The sequence below is a fragment of the Bacteroides sp. PHL 2737 genome, from assembly GCF_004115325.2.
Classification (GTDB): domain Bacteria; phylum Bacteroidota; class Bacteroidia; order Bacteroidales; family Bacteroidaceae; genus Bacteroides; species Bacteroides hominis.
The window spans coordinates 4,899,011-4,925,387 of record NZ_CP040630.1; the positions used below are offsets into that span (position 1 = coordinate 4,899,011).

Consider the following 26,377-nt stretch of genomic DNA (forward strand, 5'->3'; position numbering starts at 1 on the left):
CTTTTTAGTTAATCCCCGGAACGAGTTTCCGGGGATTTTTTTATCTTTGCATCATTAACCCTTTTAACATATCATGAAAATAAACAAACTACTGTATGCCGGAGCTGCCCTGACCCTACTTGGCGCTTGTGCTCCTGCTGTGAAAGCTCCCGAAGCTATCTTACCTGTTCCCGAAGAAAAACAAGTGGAATGGCAGAAAATGGAAACATATGCTTTCGTTCACTTCGGTCTGAACACTTTCAACGACCGTGAATGGGGATACGGAGATTCGGACCCGAAAACGTTCAACCCATCCAAGCTGGACTGCGAACAATGGGTGAAAACCTTTGTAGAATCGGGTATGAAAGGAGTAATCCTTACCGCCAAACACCATGATGGCTTTTGCTTGTGGCCTACCGAACTGACAGAATATTGTATCCGTAACACTCCTTACAAGGACGGTAAAGGAGATATTGTAGGTGAACTGGCAGCCGCCTGTAAGAAATACGGCATTAAATTCGCTGTTTATCTCTCTCCCTGGGACAGACACCAGGCTAACTACGGTACACCGGAATATGTAGATTATTTCCATAAACAACTGACTGAGCTGATGACCAATTATGGCGAAGTATTCGAGGTTTGGTTTGACGGTGCCAACGGCGGTGACGGATGGTATGGCGGAGCCAAAGACAGCCGTACCATCGACCGCAAGACTTACTACAACTATCCACGTATCTATGAAATACTGGATAAACTCCAACCACAGGCCATTGTTTTCTCCGACGGAGGTCCCGGTTGCCGTTGGGTAGGTAACGAGAACGGATTTGCCGGAGCTACCAACTGGTCGTTCCTGCGTGCGGGCGAAGTGTATCCGGGCTATCCGAAATATCGCGAACTGCAATACGGACACGCTGACGGTAACCAATGGGTACCGGCAGAATGTGATGTCTCTATCCGTCCGGGGTGGTTCTATCATCCGGAAGAAGACAACCGAGTAAAAACCGTAGACCAATTAACAGACCTTTATTACCGGAGTGTGGGACACAACGCGACCCTCTTGCTTAACTTCCCGGTTGACCGCGACGGGCTGATCCATCCGATCGACTCGGCCAACGCAGTAAACTTCCACAAGAATGTACAGAAACAATTGGCACACAACCTGCTCGCAGGTATCCAACCGAAAGTATCGGATGAACGTGGAGGAAAATTCTCAGCCAAAGCCGCAACAGATGAAAGTTGGGATACTTACTGGGCTACCAACGACGATGTGACTGCCGCAGATATTGAGTTCGACTTCCCCAAAACGGAGAAGGTCAACCGTATGATGATCCAGGAATATATTCCGTTGGGACAACGTGTCAAATCATTCGTAGTGGAATATGATAAAGATGGAAAATGGCTGCCGGTGAAACTGAATGAAGAGACTACGACCGTGGGCTACAAACGCTTGTTGCGCTTTGAAACCATTTCGACCGACAAACTCCGCATACGCTTCACGGATGCACGCGCCTGCCTTTGCATCAACAACATAGAGGCTTATTATGCAGGTGAGACACCCGACACATTCACCGTAGAGGCCAAAGAATTAAAAAGTTATCCGTTTACACTCGTAGGAGTATCCGAAGAGGAGACTAAGAAATGTATGGATAAAGACAAGAGCACCACTGCTTTTGTTGAAGGGGACGCACTGGTGATCGATCTGGGAGAAGAACGCACAATTACCTCTTTCCATTATCTGCCGGATCAAAGCGAATATAACAAAGGATTAATCTCCTCTTATGAACTATCTGTAGGTACCGAAGCAAATGCGGTAAACCAGATAGTAGCTAAAGGGGAATTTTCAAACATCAAAAACAATCCGATTCTACAGTCTGTCTACTTCACTCCGGTGAAAGCACGATACCTTTCTCTGAAACCTACCAAAATGGTAACAGAAGGAGAAACTATGGGATTTGCAGAAATAGGAATCCAATAACAACAGTACTCCGGAGGTATGTCAGAAGTAATTATAAATCTGAGGCATACCTCCATTATTCAACCCTTTTTCCCTTTTTATATATTCCTTATAAGAAGGATAGCACTGAAGGATAACATAGTTTAACTACCAGGTTTGATTTAAGTTACGAATATTACGTAGTTTTATGCCATTTACTAAAAAGCATAGACTATGAGAACGAACACAACCCTTTTCAGCTTACTCCTTTCCTCCGGTTTACTCTTCTTGGGATGTACCAACAAACCCTCTTCGCCACAAGAACCAATCTCCGAAACAACATTTCCCATCACTCTCTCTTTTGAAACCGGAATCGGGACGGAACAAACAGTTACCCTGAGCCAGATAGCCCGGGAAGTGAAAATCATCCCTTTGGAAACCACCGACCAATGTTTACTGCCGGCCATCATAAAAAACAGTATTACACTCTGCGGACATAACTTATACATCCCTACGCAAAAACAGGTCTTTCAGTTCACGGACGAGGGTAAATTTGTCCGGACAGTTGCCCGGATGGGACAAGGCCCCGGAGAATATACCGGTATTCGTTTTATATCAACAGACGATGTTTCCAAACAAGTATTCCTGATGGACCATGGAAAACTACTGGCATATTCCGGCAACGGAGAGTTCATGAATGAATGTAAGTTTCCATTTGCCTGGCAATTTTCGGCACTGAACGACAGCACTTTTGCGTCCTACATTTACAACAATACGGGAAACAAGCTTTTCAGATTATTAATAATCAACTCTAAAGGCGATACACTGACTTCATTTCCCCAATACGACCGTTTCACCATTCCCAGCGGGCTAAACCTCTATTTATGGGGAAAATGCGACAAATATTTATACCAGTTCCAGAATCAGGTTTGCATGAAAGAATACTATAATGACACAGTATTTACCGTCCGTCCGGATACACTCCTGCCCCGCTATATCCTACAACTTGGAAAATATAAATTGCCCAAAGAGAAACGCTTCGAAGTTCTCGACGGCAACTGGAACGTTTATGAAACAACGGCTTCCAACTATCTCCGCCCGGATATATTGGAAACGCCCGGATACCTGTTCATCCCTTATACTTCATGGAACGTAACGGACAAGTCGGAAGCTCCCCGCCTGGCTATGTACGACAAACAGAAAGGACAGCTATTCGGTGTAAAAGACGGAATGATACAGAACGATATGTATGGCAAAGTCCCTTTCTACCCGGCAATGCGTGTGGCAGATGATGTTTTATTGTATTATTGGGAAGCAAGTGACATACTGGAGTTGGCAGAAGAAGATCCGGAACTGAAAAACATCCCCGAATTAAAAGATTTGAAAGCCGACGATAACCCGGTATTCATGATCGTAAGAACCAAACAAGTTGCTCAGAATCTTTAAACTTGTGCATTTTTCAGACGGATTTCTTGTCAGAACCAAGCGTTTGCTTAAATTTGCAAGCTGATAGTTAACCGGATAGTGAATAGCAAGAACCTTACTACTGACTACTGGCTGCTAACTTGTAGAAATACTAATACTAAAATTAATAACATGAGTTTGAAAATTGTTGTATTGGCAAAACAAGTTCCCGACACACGCAACGTTGGGAAAGATGCCATGAAAGCCGACGGAACCATTAACCGTGCGGCACTCCCTGCCATCTTCAACCCCGAAGACCTGAACGCTCTTGAACAGGCTCTCCGACTGAAAGATGCCCACCCAGGCTCTACCGTTACCATCCTGACTATGGGACCGGGACGTGCAGCCGACATTATTCGTGAAGGACTTTTCCGTGGTGCCGACAATGGTTATCTGCTGACAGACCGTGCTTTTGCCGGTGCTGATACGCTGGCTACTTCGTACGCTCTGGCAACAGCCATCAAAAAAATCGGTGGATATGACATCATCATCGGCGGTCGTCAGGCCATCGACGGAGATACAGCACAGGTAGGACCGCAGGTTGCAGAAAAGTTAGGACTGACTCAGATTACGTATGCGGAAGAAATCCTGAAAGTAGGTGACGGAAGCATTACCGTGAAGCGTCACATTGACGGTGGTGTGGAAACCGTAGAAGGCCCGCTGCCCATCGTCATCACTGTCAACGGAAGTGCAGCTCCCTGCCGCCCGCGCAATGCAAAGCTGGTTCAGAAGTACAAACATGCCAAAACCGTTACCGAGAAGCAACAGGGCAACCTGGACTATACCGACCTTTACGACACCCGCGACTACCTGAACCTGGTGGAATGGAGTGTAGCAGACGTAAACGGTGATCTGAAACAATGCGGCCTCAGCGGTTCGCCGACAAAGGTAAAAGCTATCCAGAACATCGTGTTCCAGGCGAAAGAGAGTAAAACCATCAGCGGCAGCGACCGTGAAGTGGAAGAACTGATTGTTGAACTGTTGGAGAACCACACTATAGGGTAAGAGGAGAGAAAAGATATGAATAACTTATTTGTATATTGCGAAATAGAAGACGGCATCGTCGCAGACGTAAGCCTCGAACTTCTGACAAAAGGACGCTCGTTGGCCAATCAGTTAAACTGCCAGCTTGAAGCAGTTGTTGCCGGAACCGGTCTCAAAGATATTGAAAAACAGATTCTCCCGTACGGAGTAGACAAACTCCATGTATTCGATGGTGAAGGACTCTATCCTTATACTTCACTTCCCCACACTTCAATCCTCGTGAATCTGTTCAAAGAAGAACAGCCGCAAATCTGCCTGATGGGTGCAACCGTGATCGGTCGTGACCTCGGCCCGCGTGTATCGTCAGCTCTGACCAGCGGATTGACAGCGGACTGTACCTCACTGGAAATCGGTGACCACGAAGATAAGAAAGAAGGTAAGGTTTACAAAAACCTGCTTTACCAGATTCGTCCGGCATTCGGAGGTAACATCGTTGCTACCATCGTCAATCCCGAACACCGCCCCCAAATGGCAACCGTTCGCGAAGGTGTGATGAAAAAAGCCATTCTGTCAGCCGACTACAAAGGTGAAATCATTAAGCATGATGTGAAGAAATACGTAGCCGACACCGATTACGTAGTAAAAGTCATCGAACGCCATGTAGAAAAAGCCAAGAACAACCTGAAAGGTTCTCCGATCATCATTGCCGGCGGTTACGGTGTAGGTTCGAAAGACAACTTCAACTTGCTGTTCGATCTCGCAAAGGTGTTAAACGCAGAAGTAGGCGCCAGCCGTGCCGCTGTAGATGCAGGCTTCGTTGACCACGACCGTCAGATCGGCCAGACCGGTGTTACAGTACGTCCGAAACTCTATATTGCCTGCGGTATCTCCGGACAAATTCAGCACATTGCCGGTATGCAGGAAAGCGGTATCATCATCTCCATCAACAACGATCCGTCAGCTCCGATCAATACGATTGCAGACTATGTGATCAACGGAACAATCGAAGAAGTTGTACCGAAGATGATTAAGTATTATAAACAAAACAGTAAGTAAGAAATGGCTAACTTTTATTTAGATACTCCGGAACTCAAGCATCACTTGAACCATCCGTTGATGAAGAGAATTGTTGAGCTGAAAGAGCGCAACTATGCTGATAAAGATAAATTCGACTATGCTCCGGTAGACTTCGAAGATGCAATGGACAGCTACGATAAAGTACTGGAAATTGTAGGGGAAATCTGTGGTGACATCATCGCTCCCAATGCAGAAGGCGTCGATCACGAAGGTCCGGTTTGTGCCGACAACCGCGTAACTTATGCCAGCGGAACTGCCCAGAACCTGGATGCCTGCCGTAAAGCCGGGCTGATGGGTATGGCTATGCCCCGCCGCTTTGGAGGTCTGAACTTCCCAATCACTCCATACATCATGGCTGCCGATATCGTGAGCCGCAGTGATGCAGGTTTCGAGAACCTCTGGGGACTACAGGACTGTGCCGAAACCATCTACGAGTTTGCCAACGAAGAACAGAAGCAGCGCTACATCACCCGTGTATGCCAAGGTGAGACCATGTCAATGGACCTGACCGAACCGGATGCAGGTTCCGACCTACAATCTGTCATGCTGAAAGCCACTTACAGTGAAAAAGACCAATGCTGGTATCTGAACGGCGTGAAACGCTTTATCACAAACGGTGATGCCGATATTCATCTCGTATTGGCACGTTCGGAAGAAGGAACACACGACGGACGCGGTCTGTCTATGTTCATCTACGACAAGCGCAATGGCGGAGTTAACGTACGCCGCATCGAGAACAAAATGGGTATCAAAGGCTCCCCTACTTGCGAGCTGGTATATAAAAATGCCAAAGCCGAACTTTGCGGTGACCGTAAACTGGGTCTTATCAAATACGTAATGGCGTTGATGAACGGTGCCCGCCTGGGTATTGCCGCACAATCGGTAGGTTTGTCACAGGCAGCTTACAATGAAGCCCTGGCTTATGCCAAAGACCGTAAACAGTTTGGCAAAGCAATCATCGAATTCCCTGCCGTAGCCGAGATACTTTCTTTGATGAAAGCTAAACTGGATGCTTCCCGTTCACTGCTGTACGAGACAGCTCGTTTTGTAGACATTTACAAAGCACTGGACGACATTGCCAAGGAGCGCAAACTGACTCCGGAAGAACGTGCCGAACAGAAAACATTCGCCAAACTGGCTGACGCCTTTACTCCGCTGGGCAAGGGCATGGGCAGTGAATTTGCCAACCAGAACGCTTACGATTGCATTCAGATTCACGGTGGTTCGGGCTTTATGAAAGATTACGCCTGCGAACGCATCTATCGTGACTCACGCATCACTTCCATCTACGAAGGTACCACCCAGTTGCAGGTTGTGGCTGCTATCCGTTACGTAACGACCGGTGCTTATCTGGCACGTATCCAAGAATACGAGAACATGCCGGTAGCTCCAGAACTGGAAGGCTTGCAGAACCGCCTGAAAAGTATGGCAAGCAAATATGCAGCCTGCGTGACTCAAATCACAGAAGCAAAAGACCAGGAACTGCTCGACTTCTGCGCACGCCGTCTGGTAGAAATGGCTGCCCACATCATCATGGGTCACCTGATGGTTCAAGATGCTTCGAAGAGCGATCTGTTCTCCGAATCGGCTCAGGTATACGTACGTTATGCTGAGGCTGAAGTAGAAAAACATATCAACTTTATTCGCAAATTCGATAAAGACGATCTGGCTTACTACAGAAAGTAAAGAGTTTACTTCAAGACTAAAAAAAGGGATTCGGACAACCGAATCCCTTTTCTTTTTCTACTACCGGAGAGAGGCGAGTTATTTTTATCTCCCGAAAATACCCAATTAATGTCAAATGATTTGGCTATGTGACTGGTTTTTACGAATATTGCAACAAAATTAGAGAGATACCGGATTACGGATCAATATAACACGAAAAAACTTCAGTAAATAATCTATTAAAAGAAAAACAATTATGCGGAAAATCACGTTAGGTCTGATACTATGCAGCATGGTTACGCTTTGCTTTGCCGGTCAAAGACCTTTAGAGGGATTTAAGTATGCCTCGGAAAAAGCCCCGGTGGGCAACGAATGGGAATCACCGGAAAACTTAGCACTCAACAAAGAACAACCGCGCGCCTGGTTCTTTTCCTTCCAGGATGTGGAAAGCGCACGAAAGGTGTTGCCTGAGAACAGTAAATACTGGTTGTCACTGAATGGTGACTGGAAATTCAATTGGGCACCCGATCCGGACTCCCGCCCTAAAGATTTTTATCAAACAACCTTCGATGTTTCAGGATGGGACAATATCCCGGTTCCTTCAAGCTGGAATATTTATGGCATCCAGAAGGACGGAAGCCTGAAATACGGAGTACCCATCTACGTGAACCAACCTGTAATTTTCATGCACAAAGTGAAAGTAGACGACTGGCGCGGAGGTGTGATGCGTACCCCTCCGACCAATTGGACTACTTATAAAGACCGTAACGAAGTGGGTTCGTTCCGTCGCGACTTCGACATCCCGCAGGACTGGGACGGTCGTGAAGTATTTATCAGCTTCGACGGCGTGGACTCTTTCTTCTACCTCTGGATCAATGGACAGTATGTAGGTTTCTCCAAGAACTCACGCAACACAGCCAACTTCAACATCACTCCTTACCTGCAAAAAGGAAAGAACACCGTTGCTGCCGAAGTATACCGCAGCTCGGACGGCTCATTCCTTGAAGCACAGGATATGTTCCGCCTGCCGGGTATCTTCCGTACCGTAGCCCTCTATTCTACTCCGAAAGTACAGGTACGCGACCTTGTTGTAATCCCCGATCTGGACGAGACATACACCAATGGTTCATTGGCTATCAGCGCTGACATCCGTAACTATGGCAAAAAAGCTGCCAAAGGATACCAGATGGCTTATACACTTTATGCAAACAAACTGTATTCGGACGAAAATACCCCCGTTGCCAATGCGGTTGCCAATGCTACTGTGAACCTGGTGAACCCGAACGAAACCGTAGAGGCTGAAAAAGCGATATTGAACGTGCAGTCACCCAACAAGTGGTCGGCTGAGTTCCCTTACCTCTATACACTCGTTGCCGAATTGAAAGACAAGAAAGGCAAAACAATAGAAACCGTTTCAACTACTGTAGGTTTCCGTAAAGTGGAAATCAAAGACACCCCTGCTTCTGCAGACGAATTCGGACTGGCAGGCCGTTACTATTATGTAAATGGCAAGACCGTGAAACTGAAAGGTGTCAACCGCCACGAATCAAATCCTGCCGTAGGTCATGCCATCACTCGCGAAATGATGGAGAAAGAGGTAATGCTGATGAAACGTGCCAACATCAATCACGTACGTAACTCTCACTATCCGGACGATCCGTACTGGTACCATCTGTGCAACAAATACGGACTCTATCTGGAAGATGAAGCCAACATCGAGTCTCACGAGTACTATTATGGAGCCGCTTCACTGTCTCATCCGGTGGAATGGAAAAACGCCCACGTAGCCCGTGTGATGGAAATGGTTCATGCCAACGTAAACAATCCTTCGATTGTCATCTGGTCATTGGGTAACGAAGCCGGACCGGGAAAGAACTTCGTAGCAGCCTATGATGCACTGAAAGCATTCGATTTGTCACGCCCTGTTCAGTACGAACGTAACAACGACATCGTCGACATGGGTTCCAACCAGTATCCTTCCATCGGCTGGATGCGTGGTGCCGTGAAAGGTAATTATGATATCAAATATCCGTTCCATGTTTCGGAATATGCTCACTCTATGGGTAACGCCTGCGGTAACCTGGTGGACTATTGGGAAGCTATCGAGTCGACTAACTTCTTCTGTGGTGGAGCTATCTGGGACTGGGTAGACCAATCGATGTACAATTACGATAAGAAAACCGGAGAGCGCTATCTGGCTTACGGTGGTGACTTCGGTGATACTCCGAATGACGGACAGTTCGTTATGAACGGTATCGTATTCGGTGACCTGGAACCGAAACCACAATATTATGAAGTGAAGAAAGTGTACCAACACATCGGCGTACAACCAATCGATGTAGAAAAAGGACAGTTCGAAGTATTCAACAAGTATTACTTCAAAAACCTTTCGGACTATGAAGTTAAATGGTCACTTTACGAAAACGGTAAGGAAGCACAATCGGGCATATTGTCTATGGGTGAAGTGGCTCCGCGTACCCGTACGCAGATCACGGTTCCTTATCAGTTCAGTAAACTGAAAGCCGATTCGGAATATTTCGTGAAGATTCAGTTCCTGCTGAAAGACAACATGCCTTGGGCTGACAAGAACTTTGCGCAGGCAGAAGAACAGATACTCGTTAAAGAAGCTACTGCACGTCCTGCCATCAACACTGTAGCATCCGGAAGCGACAAACCGGAAATAATTATGATTAAAGCGAGCGATATCATTACCATTAAAGGCAATGGCTACACAGCTCAATTCGATATCAAAACAGGTACTATCTACAGCCTGACATACGGAAACGAAAAAGTAATTACTGACGGTAACGGTCCGAAACTGGATGCGCTCCGCGCGTTCACGAACAATGATAACTGGTTCTACTCTCAGTGGTTCGACAACGGACTGCACAACCTGAAGCACTCAGCTACCGGCTTCGATATGACTACCAAAGAAGATGGCACAGTCGTATTGTCATTCACAGTAAAATCCCAAGCTCCAAACGCAGCTAAGATTTTGGGTGGAACGAGCTCCGGCAAGAACAAAATTGAAGAACTGACGGACAAGAAGTTCGGCAGCAATGATTTCAAGTTCACCACCAATCAGGTATGGACTGTCTATAAAGACGGCTCCATCGAACTGGAAGCAAGTATCACATCCAATCAGCCGAGCCTCGTATTGCCTCGTCTGGGATATATGATACGCGTGCCTCAGCAATATGATAACTTCACTTACTACGGACGCGGACCTATTGACAACTATGCCGACCGCAAGGTAGGACAGTTCATCGAGCAACATAAGAACACGGTTGCCGGAGAATTCGTCAACTTCCCCAAACCACAGGATATGGGTAACCACGAAGATGTGCGCTGGTGTGCATTGACCAACAACGCAGGCAACGGTGCTGTGTTTGTAGCTACCGACCGCTTGTCGGCTTCGGCTCTGCCCTACTCCGCACTCGACCTGATCCTGGCTTCACATCCGTATCAGTTGCCGAAAGCCGGTGATACTTATCTTCATCTGGATGCAGCCGTAACCGGCCTGGGTGGCAACAGTTGCGGCCAAGGTGGCCCGCTGGAACAAGACCGTGTCTTCGCCAGCCATCACAACACAGGTTTCATCATCCGCCCTGCGGGTAAAGACCTGACTGCAACAGCCAATGTAGCCCCTGCCGGAGAGGTGCCGTTGTCCATTACCCGCAACCGTGCCGGTGCAGTATCTGTATCATCACAGAAAAAGGATGCGGTTATCCTCTACACAGTAGATAAGAGTAAACCCAAAACTTACACCGAACCGATCGCATTACGCAATGGCGGTACAGTGACTGCCTGGTTCAAAGATGCACCTTTCATCAAAGCAACCATGACATTCGACAAGATCGAAAGCATCCAGACGGAAGTGATCTATGCAAGTAGCGAAGAATCGGATGGAGGCGAAGCCAAGAACCTGACCGACGGTGACCCGAATACCATCTGGCACACCATGTTCTCTGTAACCGTGGCTAAACACCCGCACTGGGTAGACCTGGATGCCGGTGAAGTGAAAACAATTAAAGGTTTCACTTACCTTCCACGTCAGGACAGCAGCAACGGTAATGTGAAAGATTACACCATACACGTAAGCCAGGATGGCAAAGAATGGGGTGAACCAATCCTGAAAGGTACTTTCGCAAGAGACCTGAAAGAGAAGAAAGTAATGTTCGAGAAACCTGTAAAAGCCCGTTACATCCGCTTCACCGCTCTGAGTGAACAACGCGGACAAGACTACGCTTCGGGTGCCGAACTGACGATTCTGGCTGAATAAGAGTACGGCCAAGCATAAAAAAACAGAGCCTTTATCGGGGCGGAACAGACACTCTGTCCACCCTTGATAAAGGTTCTGTTTATATCATATAGAGGCTCTGATAGAAACCGGAAAAGCCTCTTTATCCAACAAAATAAACCTTTTACCAGTCCTCCATTACACCTTCCCTTTTAAAGACGATAAGCTGATTCCGGAGAGTACTGATTTCACGTCTCATCAGTTCCATCCTTTCCAGCAAATGATGAATGGCATCGATACCCTCCATATTGATGGACAGGTCGTAATACATACGGCTGTATCGTTCCACATCGGGAAGTTGCGACGCAAGCAGATAGTGCTCGCCGCCCTCGGTGCGTACCTCAATCAAGCCACCCTCTTCTAACAGGTCGATAAATGAAGGCTCAATATGACATTTGTGACAGTATTCACTGACTATTATTAATTCGGTCTGCATAGCGCTCTTTCATTATTAGTTCATACTCTGTTGTAACTCTCTGAACAGTTCTTTCTGCCTATCTGTCAGACTCGTAGGTATCTTGACTGAATAAGTGACAATCAAATCGCCAAACTGTCCTTCTTTCTTATATATGGGGAAACCTTTACCCTTCAGGCGTACTTTCGTACCATTCTGGGTTTCGGGCTTTATCTTCAGTTTCACTTTACCTTCCAGCGTATCAACCACCTTTTCACCACCCAGTACGGCAGTATAGAGATCGACTTCCACATCCACGTACAGATCATCTCCGAGACGCTTGAATACAGGATCTTCGGCTATCCGGAAAGTGATATACAGATCGCCTGCCGGACCACCGTTAATACCTTCACCACCGTATCCTTTCAGTTTAATCACCTGTCCGTCGGCTACACCGGCCGGTATTGTGATACGAACCTGCTTTCCATTCACATTCAACACCTGCTTATGGGTCTGTGCCGCATCGCGAAGAGACAGGTGTAGTTCCGCATTAAAATCTTGTCCGCGGAAACCTGAGCCGCCTCGTCCGCCTCCGCCCCTATGCCCGAACATAGACTCGAAGAAATCCGAGAATCCTCCGGCATCACCACCCGAGAATCCTTCTCCATCGGACGAGTACCAATAGGAACCACCGTCTCCGCCAAAGCCGGAGAAGCCGCCTCCACCCGCACCGGCATGCTGGCGGGCCTTCTTCTGCGCTTCGAATTCGTCCGCATGTTTCCAATGTTCGCCGTATTCATCGTACTTTTTCCTTTTCTCCGGATCGCTCAATACTTCGTTGGCTTCATTAATCTCCTGAAACTTATCCTTGGCGCTTGGGTCATTCGGATTCAGGTCGGGATGATATTTACGGGCTAATTTGCGGAAAGCCTTCTTGACATCATCCTGAGAAGCATTCTTATCAACTCCGAGAATCTTGTAATAATCTATATAAGCCATGTTTTTTATATATTTAAACCTCTATATTAAGTGTATACAAACAACACGCCAACCGGAGTTTTAGGTTCAATTTTTAGCACAAATTAATAGGAATATCGAGCGGTATGTCCTCTTGAACAGGAAGACGGAACCAAAAGCAGGCACCCTCTTCTACTGCCGTATCGACCCCGATCGTTCCTCCCAGGCGCTCTATGATCACCCGGCAGATGGCGAGTCCCAGCCCCGTGCCCTTAACGAAGGAGTTCAGTTTGACAAAACGTTCAAAGACTTTTTCTGCTTTATCGGCGGGAATGCCGATGCCTGTATCTTTCACGAAGAAATAAAGTTCATTCTTCTGTCCGTTCAGCCGGTATCCCAACGTAATGGAACCTTCGGCGGTAAACTTCATTGCGTTATTCATCAGATTGATGATAACCTGCGACAAACGCAAACGATCCGTATTGATCACACAGCAGGGCTCCTTTTCTGTAAACAGAATCTGTACCCCCGGGCGTTGGTTCTTCTGCTGCATTTGCAGGCAGATGTCCTCCATCAGTTCGTTGATATCCGTCAGGGCATAGGAAAAATCCATCGTTCCGGCTTCTATCTTCGACAGGTCGAGAATGTCGTCGATAAGCTGCAACAAAAGTTCGTTATTCGAAGTGACAATCCGGATGTACTCCTCTTTCTCTTCGGCATCATCTGTCTGGCAGATCAGGTCGGAGAAACCGATGATGGCATTGAGCGGTGTACGTATTTCATGGCTCATATTGGCAAGGAAGGCCGACTTCAGCCGATTGGACTCCTCTGCTTTCTCCTTGGCCTCTTGAAGCATACGGTCTACTTTCAGTTTCTCGGTGATATCTTCAAAGCGCAGCAATCCACCGATAATTTCACCTCCCGTATCACTATAAACGGGGGTAGCGGTAATTTCAAAGTCTACATGATCCACATGGGTAATATGCCTCACCATTTTGCCGGTACTGATGGCCTCCTGAAAAGCACATCTTTTACACGGTTTGTCCCCTCGCCCCGTTGTCCGGTAGCAAGTAGTGCCGGGAATATAATGACGTCCGACAACCAGATTCTTTATATTACTGGTCTCTTCCCATTGCACCTTATAATTTCGGTCAATATAAATCAGGCCGAAATCAATACTTCTTAAAGCCAGTTTCTGTTTACGAACGGCTCCCTCCAGTTGCTCTTTGGCAGCCAAAAGCTCCCTTTCGTACATCTTAAGCTGAGTGATCTCCCAACGGGCCACCAGTAACCATTTGCCCAGTTTGCCCGAAGATATGATTGATTTCACCACAAGGGTATCATGCACTTTTCCATCGGCAGTCACATACCTCTCTTCCGCTTTATAGGGTTTTCCGGCCTTGACAAGATCTTCATCTATTTTACGGTACTGTTTACCCCGTTCTTCACCAAAAATATCGGCATCTGAAAAGCCGACGGCATCTTTGCGGCTGATGCCCGACTGCAACTCGGCCTCCTTATTCCAGTACGTGTACTTGAATTGTTCCTGAATATCCTTCACCATAATAGGAAACGGAAGATTATCTAATATCTCAAACAGGAAGCGACGATAGTCATCGTCTGCCGAAGCCGATTTACGAAGCCGGAAGTTCTGAAAGAGCAGGAAGCAAACGGTCAGAAACAAAAATACGGATAACACATAAAGCCATAGATTATCGGTTACCCCCATTACCAATAGTAGTTTGGTTGCCATAATTGCATATTGTGATGAATTGACGGTAAATATAGAAATTATTCTCCGACTTTCACCACAATATGAAACAAAAGCACCTGTAGGGAACAAAGTTTCGAGATACTACACTTATATCCCCAAGTCTATAGTTTAAATGCGTTTTCAGCGAATATTCATTTTCCTGAACATCTCAAAGTCCTCCTTACGCAATCCGATATCGTCGTAAGCCCGCGGCTCGTTGTGGTCATTCAGGTAAAAGCGGGGGAACTCCGTATAGGACGGGCTTGCCACGGACAGCGAGTCGTTCACATAGGCAGTAGTCACTCCGGCCAGATCGAGTACCGAATGGAACACTACCCGGTTCGAAGCGACAGACTTTTGACGGTTTTGCTGTAAAGCAGCGATATGCTCCGGATATTTCTCCCGGTATTTATCCGAAGTCCAGACAATAAACGGCACGTGCAACTGATAATACGAAGGCACAGGCGACGCATGCAGGAAAAGGTGACGGTCGTCGTCAAAAATATCTTCTCCATGGTCCGAAGTATAGAGCATGGCCGAACCGGCATCCTGTTGCTGCAACAAGCCGATCAGCCTTGCCAGGAAATCGTCGGTATAGCGGATGGAGTTGTCATAGGCATTAATCAGATTGTCCCGATACTTAAATTCGGCATCCGCCGGACTGTCGGGCTGGAAAAACGCAGCCCCGGCAGGATAGCGCTCACGGTAGTTAAAGTGCGAACCATAGGTATGCAACACAATGAATTGTTTGCGGTTCCCTTTGGCAAGTTCCTCTTTCACCAATGCCAGCAGGTTGTCATCCGAAAGATTCTGACCGGCGGTCAGCGAATCTTCTTTGATGAAATCGCAATGATCGGCCTCTTTTCCGAAGAAGTCTATAAAAGAATTATTGTAACGCTGATTGGAGAAAAAAGCCGTCTTGAAACCTGCCTCCCTGAAAGCCGTAATAATACCTTTCTGATGGTAGATAGAGTCGAAATTCTCTGCCGAAACGGCGGACATCAGCATCGGAACGCTCTTATGGGTTGTGTTCGACTGGGTCAGCACATTCGTGAAAGCCGTAAGATTGGGTGTTTCCGACAATTTGGGGTTCGTTTCGCGGTCATAGCCATACAACGACCAGTTGAGAGCACGGGATGTCTCCCCCACAACCAGCACGTATATCTCGCGGTCCTCCGCCGGATGGGTGGCAACAGCATGGAAAGTAAAATCCTTCGAAGTCTCTGCATAGTCAAGGGTCTGCGCGTTGCGCTCTACGGCAAGCACCACGTTGTAGCACACATTGACCGGATATAAATCGGTGGTCATCTCATATTTCTTATCCAGCAAGTAGGCAGCTCCCAACGAAAGAAAGCCAACGGCAAGTACTCCCCACGCACGTTTCCGTTGCCTACGGATAAAGTCGACAGAGAGCCTGCGTTTACGAACTATGGAAATCATACCCAGTATCAGGGCGGGTATATACAGTATCACGATCGTAACGAGGGCCGGCAGCAGATTATCGAGCAACTCCATGGCTTCGGAAGAATTGGTCGTAGCCAGATTGAGGAACATATCCACCGCTATGATGGACTGCCCGAACAGATAGAGCAACACGATCTGAAAGGCCCCGAAGAATACAAAAAGAAACAATATCCAGAGCATCTTTCCGCAATTCCTGGACAGGGTCATAATCAGATAATAACAACCCAAAGGTAACAGAACGTTGGCAACCTTGGCCACAAGCGGTAAAGGTTCCGTGAAACACAGTGCTATGTTGGGCACAATCAGCACAAACAAAAACAGGTAGAACAAGTTCTCCTGATTATCGAACCATTTCTTTATCTTATTAAAAAGCTTCATTGATATTAAATATAAATCCGGTCTGGCCTTTTCCAAACCCTAAATCCAATCGTACATTCACTCTCTTCTTGAACTCCCACCGGTAGCCGAATCCATAATTGGGAAGTATATGTTTCACCTCGAACGAAGAAAAGTCGGGAAAAACATTTCCGGCTCCCACCCAGACAGCTACTCCGTTACGTTTCCATACATGCTGCCGGAGTTCAACCTGCATATCCACCACATTCTTGTCACGGAATCTGCCATCGTAATATCCGCGCATGGAATACGAACTTCCCAATGTTGCCATCAATCCCCAGGGCGGATTGCCGTAAGTCAGCAGCGTATGAAATTGTCCGGCAAGTATTCCACCTTTCCACACCTTACGATAGTAGCTTGTGGTCAGCTCCGTACTGCTGAATGCGTAGTCATTCCCCAGAAACGCAGGACTGAAACGCTGGTCTATGCGCAGATAATACCCCTTATAGGCATTCGTGAGGAAGTCCCGAGAATCATACACAAGGGAAAGCCCTGCACTGACGTTGGTCGTACGGGCGTCCATCCCCTGCCAAAGTTCGGGCTTCTCAAAGTTGCGTCCGTCGATATAATCGAAACTTGCCATAGGTCCCAGATAGAAGTTTTTTGCCAAACGGAACATAAAGTCAACTTTCACCTGTGCCTGGAAGCGCTTGTAACTGCTTTCATTTTCGTCATTCACCGCATTCCGGTATCCTATTCCCCAATACAAACTGGGAAAAGAATAAAAATAAAGGTTATAATTCAGCCTGTATTTATCTTTCGGAAAGATATGATTGCCCCGAACGCCCAGCAGATAGAATCCGACAGTGGACACATCGCCATACAATGATACGGTGGAAAGCGGCAGAAGTGTATCGGCACGGTCGGTACGGTATAATCCGGCAGCCACCAGTCCCAGCCCAAGCTTGGTATCACTGGAATAATGCGGACCGCCGATTACACTGAAATCAAACTTCTTGTTCTTCTTCTCCTTATTGGCATCATTGAAGTAATCAAGGAATTTCTTTAAAAAACTACGCTTCACCGCAGTAGAGTCGGCAACGACAGCAGTAGAGGCGGAATCCTCCGCAACAGGAATATACGTAATCGGTGAGAGACTATCGTTGCAGTTCTCCCCCTGTGCCAAAGATACAGTCCACAGTGCGGAAAAGCATCCAAGTAATAGCCAGTTTTTGTGTTTAGGTTTCATATATTGTTCCCTCTTAAGAAAACTCAATCTACAAAAGTAGTTTTATCATTCCTTGTTACAATCATATTACATTCTCTTTTATCATTTATTGCCTCCATTTAACACTTAATAAACGAAAAAAGTTCAGAATATGCCATATAAAGCAACATCAAATTCTAAAAACTTGTAAACGACACATAATATCAGCTAATAAAACTACCCTATTATTCTTTAAGTAAATTAAATCCGCTTTATTTGCATTATACAACTTAACACATTCCCCAACCTTAAACAATGCTTCCATTATGAAACGGAATTACTGGCTTTTGGCCATTGTTTTCTTGCTTTCCACCCTGCACGCTCAGGCAGGTGAATGGATACGGATCAACCAACTGGGCTACCTCCCCCAATCTAAAAAGGTAGCCGTATTTATGAGTGAAGTACCGGTTGAAGTGAACAACTATTCACTGGTCGATGTATTCACCGGAAAAACGGTACGCACTTTCACATCTCCCCGGAAGACAGGCCCGATCGGACAAATGAAATCAACCTACCGGCTGGACTTCAGTACCTTTGATACACCCGGAACCTACTATCTAAAAGCCGGAAAAGCAGTATCGCCCCACTTCCCCATCAACCACCGCGTATACAACGGAACGGCCGACTTCCTGCTGAATTACATGCGCCAGCAGCGATGCGGTTACAACCCCTTCCTGAAAGACAGTTGCCATGTACATGACGGCTTTATCGTGTATCATCCCACAAAGACCGGACAGCACACCGATGTCCGGGGAGGATGGCATGACGCGACCGACTATCTGCAATATACCACAACCTCGGCCAATGCCATTTACCAGATGATGTTTGCCTATCTGCAAAACCCGGAAGCTTTCGGCGATGCTTACGATGCTGCCGGACACCCTGGAGCTAACGGCATCCCGGACATTGTGGACGAAATAAAATGGGGGCTCGACTGGTTGAACCGGATGAACCCTGCCCAAGGAGAACTTTACAACCAGGTTGCCGATGACCGGGACCATGCAGGGATGCGCCTGCCCGGCAAAGATTCGGTGGACTACGGCTACGGACGAGGACAAGGGCGCCCGGTTTACTTTTGCAGTGGTGAGCCTCAGGTTCGCGGCAAATTCAAGAATGCAACCACCGGAGTGGCCAGTACCGCAGGCAAATTCGCCTCTTGCTTTGCACTGGGGGCAAAGGTACTGAAAGATTTCTATCCGGACTTCGCCCAAGAAATAGCCTCTAAAGCAGATAACGCCTATCAGGAGGGTATAAAGAAACCCGGTCCCTGCCAGACGGCCTCGGTAAAGTCACCTTATATTTATGAAGAAGACAATTGGGTGGACGATATGGAACTTGGAGCCATGGAACTGTTCAAAGCTACCGGCGACCCCAAATATCTGGAGCAGGCAGTAGAATACGGAAGGCGTGAACCGGTGACACCGTGGATGGGTGCCGACAGTGCCCGCCACTACCAATGGTATCCGTTTATGAACATGGGACACTACTGGGTAGCCAAAGCTTCGGGCAACGAGCGCCTGCGCGACGAATTTATCCGGAACCTGCGAACCGGAATACAGCGAACGTATGAAAAAGCCGTCGGTAGTCCTTTCCTGCACGGCATACCTTATATCTGGTGTTCGAATAACCTGACCACCGCCATGCTTACGCAATGCCGGCTTTACCGTGAGCTGACAGGCGACACGACTTATGAAGAGATGGAAGCCTCTCTGCGCGACTGGCTCCTGGGGTGCAACCCGTGGGGAACCAGCATGATTGTAGAGCTACCTTTATCCGGAGATTATCCGATACAGCCTCACTCTTCATTGCTGAACGCAGGAGTAGGCAACACTACCGGCGGACTGGTGGACGGCCCGGTATACCGCACCATTTTCGAAAGTCTCCGGGGAGTGAACATGGAGGGCATTCCGGGAATGCCCGGACAGGATTACGAACGTTTCCAACCGGACTTAATGGTCTATCACGACGCCCTTCACGATTATTCGACCAACGAACCGACCATGGACGGAACCGCTTGCCTGACCTACTACTTATCTTCTTTGCAGAAAGACGGAATGAAGCAGGCAAACGCAGCAGCAGATAAGAACATCTACAGCAATGGCGGCATTGTACGTACCGACCCCTCCAAAAAACAAATCACGCTCGTATTCACCGCCGCCGATAGAGCGGACGGAGCGGACACCATCATCAGTACCCTGAAAAAGCAAGGTATCAAAGGGGCATTCTTCTTTACCGGAGAATTTTACGAACTCTATCCGGACGTAGTGCAACGCCTGCTGAAAGAGGGGCACTACGTCGGCAGTCACAGTTACGGACATTTGCTGTACAGCCCGTGGGAAAACCGCGATTCGCTGCTGGTGACGCGCGAAGAGTTTGAAAAAGATCTGTTGAAAAGCTACGAAGTGATGCGAAAGGCCGGCATTGAATTTAAAGATGCTCCGCTCTATATACCGCCTTACGAATATTACAACCGGCAGATTGCAGCGTGGGCAAAGAATATGGGCATCCAGGTGGTTAACTTCACCGCCGGCACAGCCAGCAATGCCGACTATACCACACCGGACATGAAGAACTACCGGAGCAGCCAGGCAATCTACGATAAAATCCTTTCGGTAGAAGCTGCCGAAGGATTGAACGGTCACCTGATGCTGATCCATTTCGGGACGGACGCCCGCCGCACGGATAAATTCTATAAAGGTCACCTTGAACGGTTGATTAAAGTCCTGAAGAATAAAGGATATAAATTTGTCCCACTGCGAGAAGCCGTTGGCATATAATTCAGTTACAAGATAAAGGTTAGTTAAGAAGGTTATCATAATAGGTATTTAAGGTAGACAATCGACCGGATTGTTTTCAGTAAACAAACCCCTCCACCCCCAAGGAGCGTGGTTTGAATAAGCGAAGGTCCGCGCCTGCGAAGGTCCGGACCTTTATTATGCCCTCACGGCTCTTTCATACTCAGCCTTCTTCTCATACAAAAAACACGTTTCGATCTTCCATCTTCCACCTTTTAGAGTGCATTCCGTTGATTGTGAGATGTATAGATTGGTGGAAGATGCGGTTTTTATGCCATTTATCTTCCACCCCCATCTTCCATCTTCCACCCGCTGTTTTAGGGGATATTTCAGTAGTAACGGTTTGGAAAACAAATGGATATGTCCAATTTCTTATCCGTTTATCTCTCTAAAAGCATTTCATTTCCCTTACTCTCTTTAGTGCAAATGGTCGGATCCTTATCTCGGCCCGGGCATGCGGGCTCATCGGCCCGGGTATACGGGCTCATCAGCCCGGGTATGCGGGCTGGGATAAAGAGTTATATGATAATGGTTAATCTGCTGGATTTCTTCGGTAATAGTCGGCCGGATTCTTTCTTAAAAAAGAAACAACGAAGCACTGCTTCCGCATCGCTGTGTGCGAATGGAAGGTTTTGTGGGGGCAAGGGAGGAAGACGGTTGTTAAATGAAAGAGCCGTGATTATGCCTTCCCTCCAAGACCGGCTCCGTTTCTCCGAGACATCTGTTTGCCAAGTTGCACAACTGGTATGCCATATCTCCTAAAAGAGAAGGAATTTGCCTCCCGGACAAAAATAAAACGCTATACAGTAAGGTTTCTCCCATGAAATATTTATCTTTACCGTCACAACTTTAATCATACGGATATGAAAAACAAGATACTCCCGCTACTGCTACTTCTGGGAAGTACGTATGCCGCAGCACAAACCGTAATTGAAAACCCTTCTTTCGAAACACGCCAGGGAAGTGCACACACCATCTCGAAGATAGAACTATCTCCGACAGAAACCCGGCTCACGATACGGACGGTATTCCGCCCCCAATGGTGGACCAGCATCGACAGCCTGACTTATATTTATGCCCCCGAAAGCAGAAAGCAATTTTATCCTCTCCGCATAGAAGGGCGCAAATTTGGCGAACGCGTAACGACTCCCGCCTCAGGAATAATAGAAAACGACTGTGTCATCACCTATCCTCCCCTGCCCGAAGGCACAACCCGGATAGATTGGATGGAGGACGATCTTAAATCGGAAACCAACACCTATGGCATTCTGCTGGTGAAACCGCAGGAGACCAAAGAGCAGGCCTTCCTTCGCGAAATCCGTGGAAACTGGCAGCAGACAGATGCAGGAAACGGATGGGACATCGGAATTTACGATTCACTTGCCATCATGGATAACCGGTTCTGGAAATATGAACTTTGCCGGAAACAGGGGAAAAAGCTCAAACTGAATTTAAGGAATGAAACTGACGGACAGTGCCAACTTGAAATAACACAAGAAAAAGACGGCAACATACGCATCGGCAAAAACGGTGAAAAAGAGAAAAAGTATATCCGCGCCGGACTGCCCCATCGAAATTACGCATCGGTAACAACTGCTTCCACTACTCCCCGGACTGATTTTTTCCGGAAAGATACGGCTCACATACGTGGTTTTCTGGATGGATACAACCCGCAGTTAGGATTTACCACCGCCCTGATCTATACAGACAATCATATCACCCGCGAGAGTAGTCCCGCCCTGGTGACCATCCATCCGGACGGACGTTTCGAGTCGGACTTCATTGTCAATTATCCTGGGGTACATCACCTTAGTCTGGGCAGCTGTTGGATAGGGTTTTATGTCAAACCGGGCGAAACACTGATCCTTTACCTCAGTTGGGAAGACCTGCTGGACTACAACCGGCAAAGAAGGTTGAAACCCATGCTGACAGAAACTCAATATATGGGGGCTTCAAGCACTTTCAACCAAGAATTGATGCCTTGTGAACCGCTCTTCCCAAGAGACTTCAACATCCTGTTGAAAGCATGCGGCACGCTGACTCCCGATGAATTTAAAGCACAGCAAAAGCCGATGTACGACCTGTGGATGCATCGGCTCGACTCGTTGGAACAATCAAAAACGCTGCAACCCGAAGGAATGCAAATGCTGAAGAATAATGTGAAAATGATGTACGGCAGCTGGCTTCTCGATTTTATCCTGCAAAGAGACATGAATGCCCACAAAGATACCACCAACGCGATATTAAAAATAAAAGAGGCTCCGGACTATTATGATTTCCTGAAAGAAATGCCGCTCGATGACGTCCGTGCCATCGGTTGCAGTTCTTTTTCAACCTTCATCAACCGACTTGAGTATATGAACCCTTTAAACCGGGCAAGTTGGCAAATCAAGATCGGCACAGACGACCATGTGAAAAAATATGCGGAAAGCTGGCAAAAGAAAAAGGAGATATTGGAGGACACGACAGGAATCCCATTCCCAATGGCCGGAGAACTCATTCTCACCCGTTCTTACCCCTTCCTGGCCGGAACTCTCAAGGATGGGAAAAAAGCTTTCACACTACTCAATATCCTGAAAAACTATTTGCACGAGCCATTCCTTATGGCAGAGTCCGAACGTATGTACCGTCAGATTTATCCGCCACAAGGGAACCAGCCACAAGAACTTCCGGCAGGGAAAGGAACGGATATCATCCGCAAAATCGTAGCACCTTATCATGGAAAATTGGTGGTCATTGACTTTTGGGCAACTACTTGCGGGCCTTGCCGTGCCAGCATCGAGCATCATGCAGATTTGCGAAAAGAGTACCGGAACAGTCCGGATATCAAGTTCATCTTCATCACCAGTGACAGTGAATCACCTGAAAAAGCTTACAACGATTATGTAGAGAAGAATCTGAAAGAAGAAGTCATATTCCGCCTTCCGCAAAGCGACTATAACTATTTGAGGGAGCTATTCCACTTTAACGGTATCCCCCGTTACGTATTACTGGACCGGGACGGAAAACTGCTGAACGGGGATTTTCCGATGTACAACATCGAACAATTCCTGAAAGAATCTAAAATAAGAAAAGAATAAGAAGACTTCACCACGGAGTAACACAGAATCCCAAAGAATTTAATTTCTATCATTCTCCCTCTGTGAGACTCTGTGCTACTCCGTGGTGAGCATCTGGCGCTATTGGATGTAATCCTATTTTTTCAATATCCGGATAAACGTATCGATGTCCTCCTCCGTTGTGTCAAACGAAGTAACCAAACGAATTTTATCCGCCTCTTCATTCCAAAAATAAAAAAAGTAAGATTGCAGCATACGATCTATTTCGGCGCGAGGCATGGTCAGGAATAATTGGTTACTTTCCACCTTTTGGGTGAAACGCACACCGGGAATCTGCTTCAAAGCTTCATAGAGACGTTTGGCCATCGCATTGGCATGCATTGCGTTCTTCAACCACAGTTCCTCTGTCAGATAAGCCGTGAACTGGCAGGAAAGATAACGCATCTTCGATGCCAGTTGAGCCGATTGCTTGCGTACGAATCGAGCTTCCGCTTTCAACGAATCATCAAATACGATCACACACTCTCCCATCATCAATCCGTTTTTGGTTCCGCCAAAACTGAGCACATCGATACCGCAATCTACGGTCAATGCTTTCAGTGAAAGGCCGAGGGCAGCACAGGCATTGGCTATACGTGCACCATCCATATGTACCCGCATCCCGTGTTGGTGGGCCAGTGAGGTAATTGCTCTCAACTCTTCCGGCGTATAAATAGTACCCAACTCCGTACACTCCGAAAGATAAACAGCGCCCGGCTGCGAATGGTGCTGGTCACCAAAGCCATGCAGATAGGGAGCGATCAGTTCAGGTGTCAATTTTCCGTCGGGAGTGGCTACGGGACGGATCTGGCAACCGGTCATCTTCACCGGAGAACCACATTCGTCTACATAAATATGTGCAGTTTCAGCACAAATAATAGAATTATAAGGACGAGTCAACAGTTGCAAAGCAATGACATTACTGCCTGTTCCATTGAAAACAAACAACGGCTCACAGTCGGCAACAAATATTTCTTTAATTTTCCGGACAGCTTCTTTTGTCCACGAATCGTCACCATAGCCCAGCGCATGATCTTGATTAGCCCGTGTCAGAGCTTCCATGATGGCAGGGTGTACACCCGAATTATTATCAGAGGCAAAACTTCTCATAGTCTATAAAGATAAATTTTTCTGCAAAGGAAGAAAATTATTCGCAGAAAAAGAAAAGATTTCCCCACAGACTACACGGAGGGCACAGAGGTTTTCTGATATTATATCCTCAGCTGATGAATGGACAATCCAAAATAGGAATGAATCGGTTCCACCACAGATTACACGAATTTTCACCGAATCTTTAGTCCTAAATATCAACGAATAATTTTAAATATCAACGGAATAAATTATTAATCTGTGGAAATCTGTGTAATCTGTAGTGAAATCAAACTCACTCAGGAATGAAACTTCTTCTTACGCAGCCAATAATCCAATCCGAGCAGGAGCAGAACCAAAGTTGCAATATAGCTATAGAAAACCATCATCGGAGAAGCGGTATCAGACCAATCGACTCTGGACAAACACTCCTTTAAGTTGAATTCTAATTTGAAAACGAGTGTATAGACCGCCATCCCTATCAATAGCAATATACCCAGAATCATGCCGCAAAGCATAGTCCGTTCTTTCCGTTTCCGCTGTTTTTCGGCCTCCAGTCGAACCTGTTCCATCATCCGGTAATTAAAATTGGACGGCAGATTACCAGGTTGCCTTTTCCGAAGGGCCTGCTTCAATGCATTTTCCGTACATTTCTTATTTGCTTCCATAATTACTCATCTCCGTTCATTAATAAATAAATCTTTTTGCGGGTACGGTGCAACTTCACCTTGACATTTCCCGATGAAAGTTTCAGCACCTCTCCTATCTCCTCTATCGACTTCTCTTCAAAATAGAAAAGTGTAATCAAGACTTTTTCCTCAACATTCAGCAAGTCGATGGCTTGCATCAGTTTCGCAGTCCGTTCTTCGTCATCGGTAGGACAAAGTATTTCGTCGGCCTTTTCATCGGGTACATTATTTATGGTACCTTCCTCAATATAAAGAAATTCCTGTTTCTTTTTGCGGGTAGCGGATACAGCCGCATTATAAGCAATCCGATAAAGCCAGGTAGAGAAGCGGCACTCTCCCTTATAACTGTCAAGACAGCGGAAGGCTTTCAGAAAAACATCCTGTACCAACTCTTCCGCATCTTCGGGACAACCGACAATCTGCACAATCAGCACATAAAGCGGACGGCTGTAACGGTCGAGAAATACAGAAAAAGCTTCTGTGTCCCCGTTCAGTATCCGTGCTATGTATTGTGTTTCTTCGTTCTGTACCATGATATTCGGTTAGACGCAAACGAATCAGAAAGGTTACAGGCAAAAAAATATTTTTTTCTTTGTAACCTTTCCGTAGTCTATTGCGTCAAACTGTGCAAAGAACGGAATTATTCACTTAAAAACATACGATTATGATGGATTTCATTACAGTCCCCTTAGTTGTGGGTATCATTACCTTAGGTATTTACAAATTGTTTGAACTTTTTGCGTGCAGACGCGAACGCATCACTCTTATTGAAAAGTTAGGAGAGAAAATGTCAGAAGGCAATCTCGAACTGAATGGGAAGATTTGTTTGCCTGACTATAACCGTTCTCAATTGTCATTCGGAACCTTGAAAGGTGGCTGCCTGCTATTGGGAGTAGGACTGGGGCTATTAACCGGTTTCATTATCAGTTATGTAAGCATCTCTCCATATGACTTTGGTAGATTCGACAGGGGATATACCCGCGAAATGATAGGAGTTATCTACGGATCATGCACACTTCTCTTCGGAGGAGCTGGATTAGTGACTTCTTTTTTGATAGAACGGAATTTCTGCAATAAAAAGAAAGAGGAATAAAAAATAATCCCCGGAATACAATACCAATGGACTGTTCCGG

At 46.7% G+C, this 26,377-nt stretch carries 17 protein-coding genes; 9 read left to right on the plus strand and 8 right to left on the minus strand.

Annotated elements, in window-relative coordinates; all coding sequences use genetic code 11:
* Positions 1-73 precede the first annotated feature (73 nt).
* From DBK98_RS20285 to DBK98_RS20310, 6 genes are all read left to right on the plus strand, one after another.
* Positions 74-1,954 carry an alpha-L-fucosidase gene (locus DBK98_RS20285; protein ID WP_005807775.1) on the plus strand — a complete coding sequence of 627 codons (1,881 nt, stop codon included), beginning with the start codon at positions 74-76 and terminating at the stop codon, positions 1,952-1,954.
* Between the two features lie 192 nt (positions 1,955-2,146).
* A complete protein-coding gene (locus tag DBK98_RS20290) occupies positions 2,147-3,358 on the plus strand; it encodes a 6-bladed beta-propeller (RefSeq protein ID WP_032535631.1) in 1,212 nt (403 codons plus the stop codon).
* Positions 3,359-3,508: 150 nt separating this feature from the next.
* The gene (locus tag DBK98_RS20295) at positions 3,509-4,381 is read left to right on the plus strand and encodes an electron transfer flavoprotein subunit beta/FixA family protein (protein ID WP_005780764.1); all 873 of its coding nucleotides are present in this window, start codon (positions 3,509-3,511) and stop codon (positions 4,379-4,381) included.
* Between the two features lie 15 nt (positions 4,382-4,396).
* Positions 4,397-5,416, plus strand: coding sequence for an electron transfer flavoprotein subunit alpha/FixB family protein (locus tag DBK98_RS20300; protein ID WP_005821312.1), 1,020 nt, complete (start codon positions 4,397-4,399; stop codon positions 5,414-5,416).
* A 3-nt stretch (positions 5,417-5,419) separates the two neighbouring features.
* Positions 5,420-7,123 carry an acyl-CoA dehydrogenase family protein gene (locus tag DBK98_RS20305; RefSeq protein ID WP_005780768.1) on the plus strand — a complete coding sequence of 568 codons (1,704 nt, stop codon included), beginning with the start codon at positions 5,420-5,422 and terminating at the stop codon, positions 7,121-7,123.
* A 235-nt stretch (positions 7,124-7,358) separates the two neighbouring features.
* Positions 7,359-11,384, plus strand: coding sequence for a glycoside hydrolase family 2 TIM barrel-domain containing protein (locus tag DBK98_RS20310; protein WP_005807788.1), 4,026 nt, complete (start codon positions 7,359-7,361; stop codon positions 11,382-11,384).
* 142 nt (positions 11,385-11,526) lie between these two features.
* Here the strand turns inward: DBK98_RS20310 and DBK98_RS20315 are convergent, their stop codons facing one another.
* The 5 genes from DBK98_RS20315 to DBK98_RS20335 form a co-directional block, all read right to left on the minus strand.
* Positions 11,527-11,838, minus strand: coding sequence for a chaperone modulator CbpM (locus tag DBK98_RS20315; RefSeq protein WP_005780772.1), 312 nt, complete (start codon positions 11,836-11,838; stop codon positions 11,527-11,529).
* Between the two features lie 15 nt (positions 11,839-11,853).
* Positions 11,854-12,795, minus strand: a complete 942-nt coding sequence (locus tag DBK98_RS20320) for a DnaJ C-terminal domain-containing protein (RefSeq protein WP_005807793.1) — start codon at positions 12,793-12,795, stop codon at positions 11,854-11,856.
* Between the two features lie 73 nt (positions 12,796-12,868).
* Complete coding sequence (locus tag DBK98_RS20325) at positions 12,869-14,506, minus strand: ATP-binding protein (protein WP_032535629.1); 1,638 nt, start codon at positions 14,504-14,506, stop codon at positions 12,869-12,871.
* A 141-nt stretch (positions 14,507-14,647) separates the two neighbouring features.
* Positions 14,648-16,348, minus strand: coding sequence for a phosphoethanolamine transferase (locus DBK98_RS20330; RefSeq protein WP_032535628.1), 1,701 nt, complete (start codon positions 16,346-16,348; stop codon positions 14,648-14,650).
* A complete protein-coding gene (locus DBK98_RS20335; protein WP_032535626.1) occupies positions 16,335-17,555 on the minus strand; it encodes a BamA/TamA family outer membrane protein in 1,221 nt (406 codons plus the stop codon). Before DBK98_RS20335 ends, DBK98_RS20330 begins: the two co-directional genes overlap by 14 nt.
* A 284-nt stretch (positions 17,556-17,839) precedes the next feature.
* Here DBK98_RS20335 and DBK98_RS20340 point away from each other — a divergent pair, with 284 nt between their 5' ends.
* A complete protein-coding gene (locus DBK98_RS20340) occupies positions 17,840-20,350 on the plus strand; it encodes a glycoside hydrolase family 9 protein (protein ID WP_032535624.1) in 2,511 nt (836 codons plus the stop codon).
* 881 nt (positions 20,351-21,231) lie between these two features.
* Positions 21,232-23,448, plus strand: a complete 2,217-nt coding sequence (locus DBK98_RS20345; RefSeq protein ID WP_032535623.1) for a TlpA disulfide reductase family protein — start codon at positions 21,232-21,234, stop codon at positions 23,446-23,448.
* Positions 23,449-23,562: 114 nt separating this feature from the next.
* On the opposite strand, the gene DBK98_RS20350 is transcribed toward DBK98_RS20345, so the two are convergent.
* The 3 genes from DBK98_RS20350 to DBK98_RS20360 all read right to left on the minus strand — a co-directional run bounded on the left by DBK98_RS20350 (position 23,563) and on the right by DBK98_RS20360 (position 25,777).
* Positions 23,563-24,576 (minus strand): low specificity L-threonine aldolase, encoded by a 1,014-nt coding sequence (locus tag DBK98_RS20350; protein WP_032535622.1) that lies wholly within the window; start codon positions 24,574-24,576, stop codon positions 23,563-23,565.
* Between the two features lie 278 nt (positions 24,577-24,854).
* Complete coding sequence (locus tag DBK98_RS20355) at positions 24,855-25,226, minus strand: hypothetical protein (RefSeq protein ID WP_050496807.1); 372 nt, start codon at positions 25,224-25,226, stop codon at positions 24,855-24,857.
* On the minus strand, positions 25,226-25,777 hold the full coding sequence (locus DBK98_RS20360; RefSeq protein ID WP_032535621.1) for an RNA polymerase sigma factor: 552 nt from the start codon (positions 25,775-25,777) through the stop codon (positions 25,226-25,228). The genes DBK98_RS20355 and DBK98_RS20360 overlap by 1 nt, the downstream gene beginning before the upstream one ends.
* 134 nt (positions 25,778-25,911) lie before the next feature.
* Between DBK98_RS20360 and DBK98_RS20365 the strand changes: the two genes are divergently transcribed.
* The gene (locus DBK98_RS20365) at positions 25,912-26,337 is read left to right on the plus strand and encodes a DUF6249 domain-containing protein (protein WP_005807813.1); all 426 of its coding nucleotides are present in this window, start codon (positions 25,912-25,914) and stop codon (positions 26,335-26,337) included.
* Positions 26,338-26,377 lie beyond the last annotated feature (40 nt).

Excerpts from the sequence above, each read along its gene's own strand:
- DBK98_RS20305 (WP_005780768.1), top strand. The coding sequence starts at position 5,420 with ATGGCTAACTTTTATTTAGATACTCCGGAACTCAAGCATCACTTGAAC.
- DBK98_RS20350 (WP_032535622.1), bottom strand. The coding sequence starts at position 24,576 with ATGAGAAGTTTTGCCTCTGATAATAATTCGGGTGTACACCCTGCCATC.
- DBK98_RS20345 (WP_032535623.1), top strand. The coding sequence starts at position 21,232 with ATGAAAAACAAGATACTCCCGCTACTGCTACTTCTGGGAAGTACGTAT.
- DBK98_RS20340 (WP_032535624.1), top strand. The coding sequence starts at position 17,840 with ATGAAACGGAATTACTGGCTTTTGGCCATTGTTTTCTTGCTTTCCACC.
- DBK98_RS20315 (WP_005780772.1), bottom strand. The coding sequence starts at position 11,838 with ATGCAGACCGAATTAATAATAGTCAGTGAATACTGTCACAAATGTCAT.
- DBK98_RS20360 (WP_032535621.1), bottom strand. The coding sequence starts at position 25,777 with ATGGTACAGAACGAAGAAACACAATACATAGCACGGATACTGAACGGG.
- DBK98_RS20330 (WP_032535628.1), bottom strand. The coding sequence starts at position 16,348 with ATGAAGCTTTTTAATAAGATAAAGAAATGGTTCGATAATCAGGAGAAC.
- DBK98_RS20320 (WP_005807793.1), bottom strand. The coding sequence starts at position 12,795 with ATGGCTTATATAGATTATTACAAGATTCTCGGAGTTGATAAGAATGCT.
- DBK98_RS20295 (WP_005780764.1), top strand. The coding sequence starts at position 3,509 with ATGAGTTTGAAAATTGTTGTATTGGCAAAACAAGTTCCCGACACACGC.
- DBK98_RS20285 (WP_005807775.1), top strand. The coding sequence starts at position 74 with ATGAAAATAAACAAACTACTGTATGCCGGAGCTGCCCTGACCCTACTT.
- DBK98_RS20310 (WP_005807788.1), top strand. The coding sequence starts at position 7,359 with ATGCGGAAAATCACGTTAGGTCTGATACTATGCAGCATGGTTACGCTT.
- DBK98_RS20365 (WP_005807813.1), top strand. The coding sequence starts at position 25,912 with ATGGATTTCATTACAGTCCCCTTAGTTGTGGGTATCATTACCTTAGGT.
- DBK98_RS20325 (WP_032535629.1), bottom strand. The coding sequence starts at position 14,506 with ATGGCAACCAAACTACTATTGGTAATGGGGGTAACCGATAATCTATGG.
- DBK98_RS20335 (WP_032535626.1), bottom strand. The coding sequence starts at position 17,555 with ATGAAACCTAAACACAAAAACTGGCTATTACTTGGATGCTTTTCCGCA.
- DBK98_RS20290 (WP_032535631.1), top strand. The coding sequence starts at position 2,147 with ATGAGAACGAACACAACCCTTTTCAGCTTACTCCTTTCCTCCGGTTTA.
- DBK98_RS20300 (WP_005821312.1), top strand. The coding sequence starts at position 4,397 with ATGAATAACTTATTTGTATATTGCGAAATAGAAGACGGCATCGTCGCA.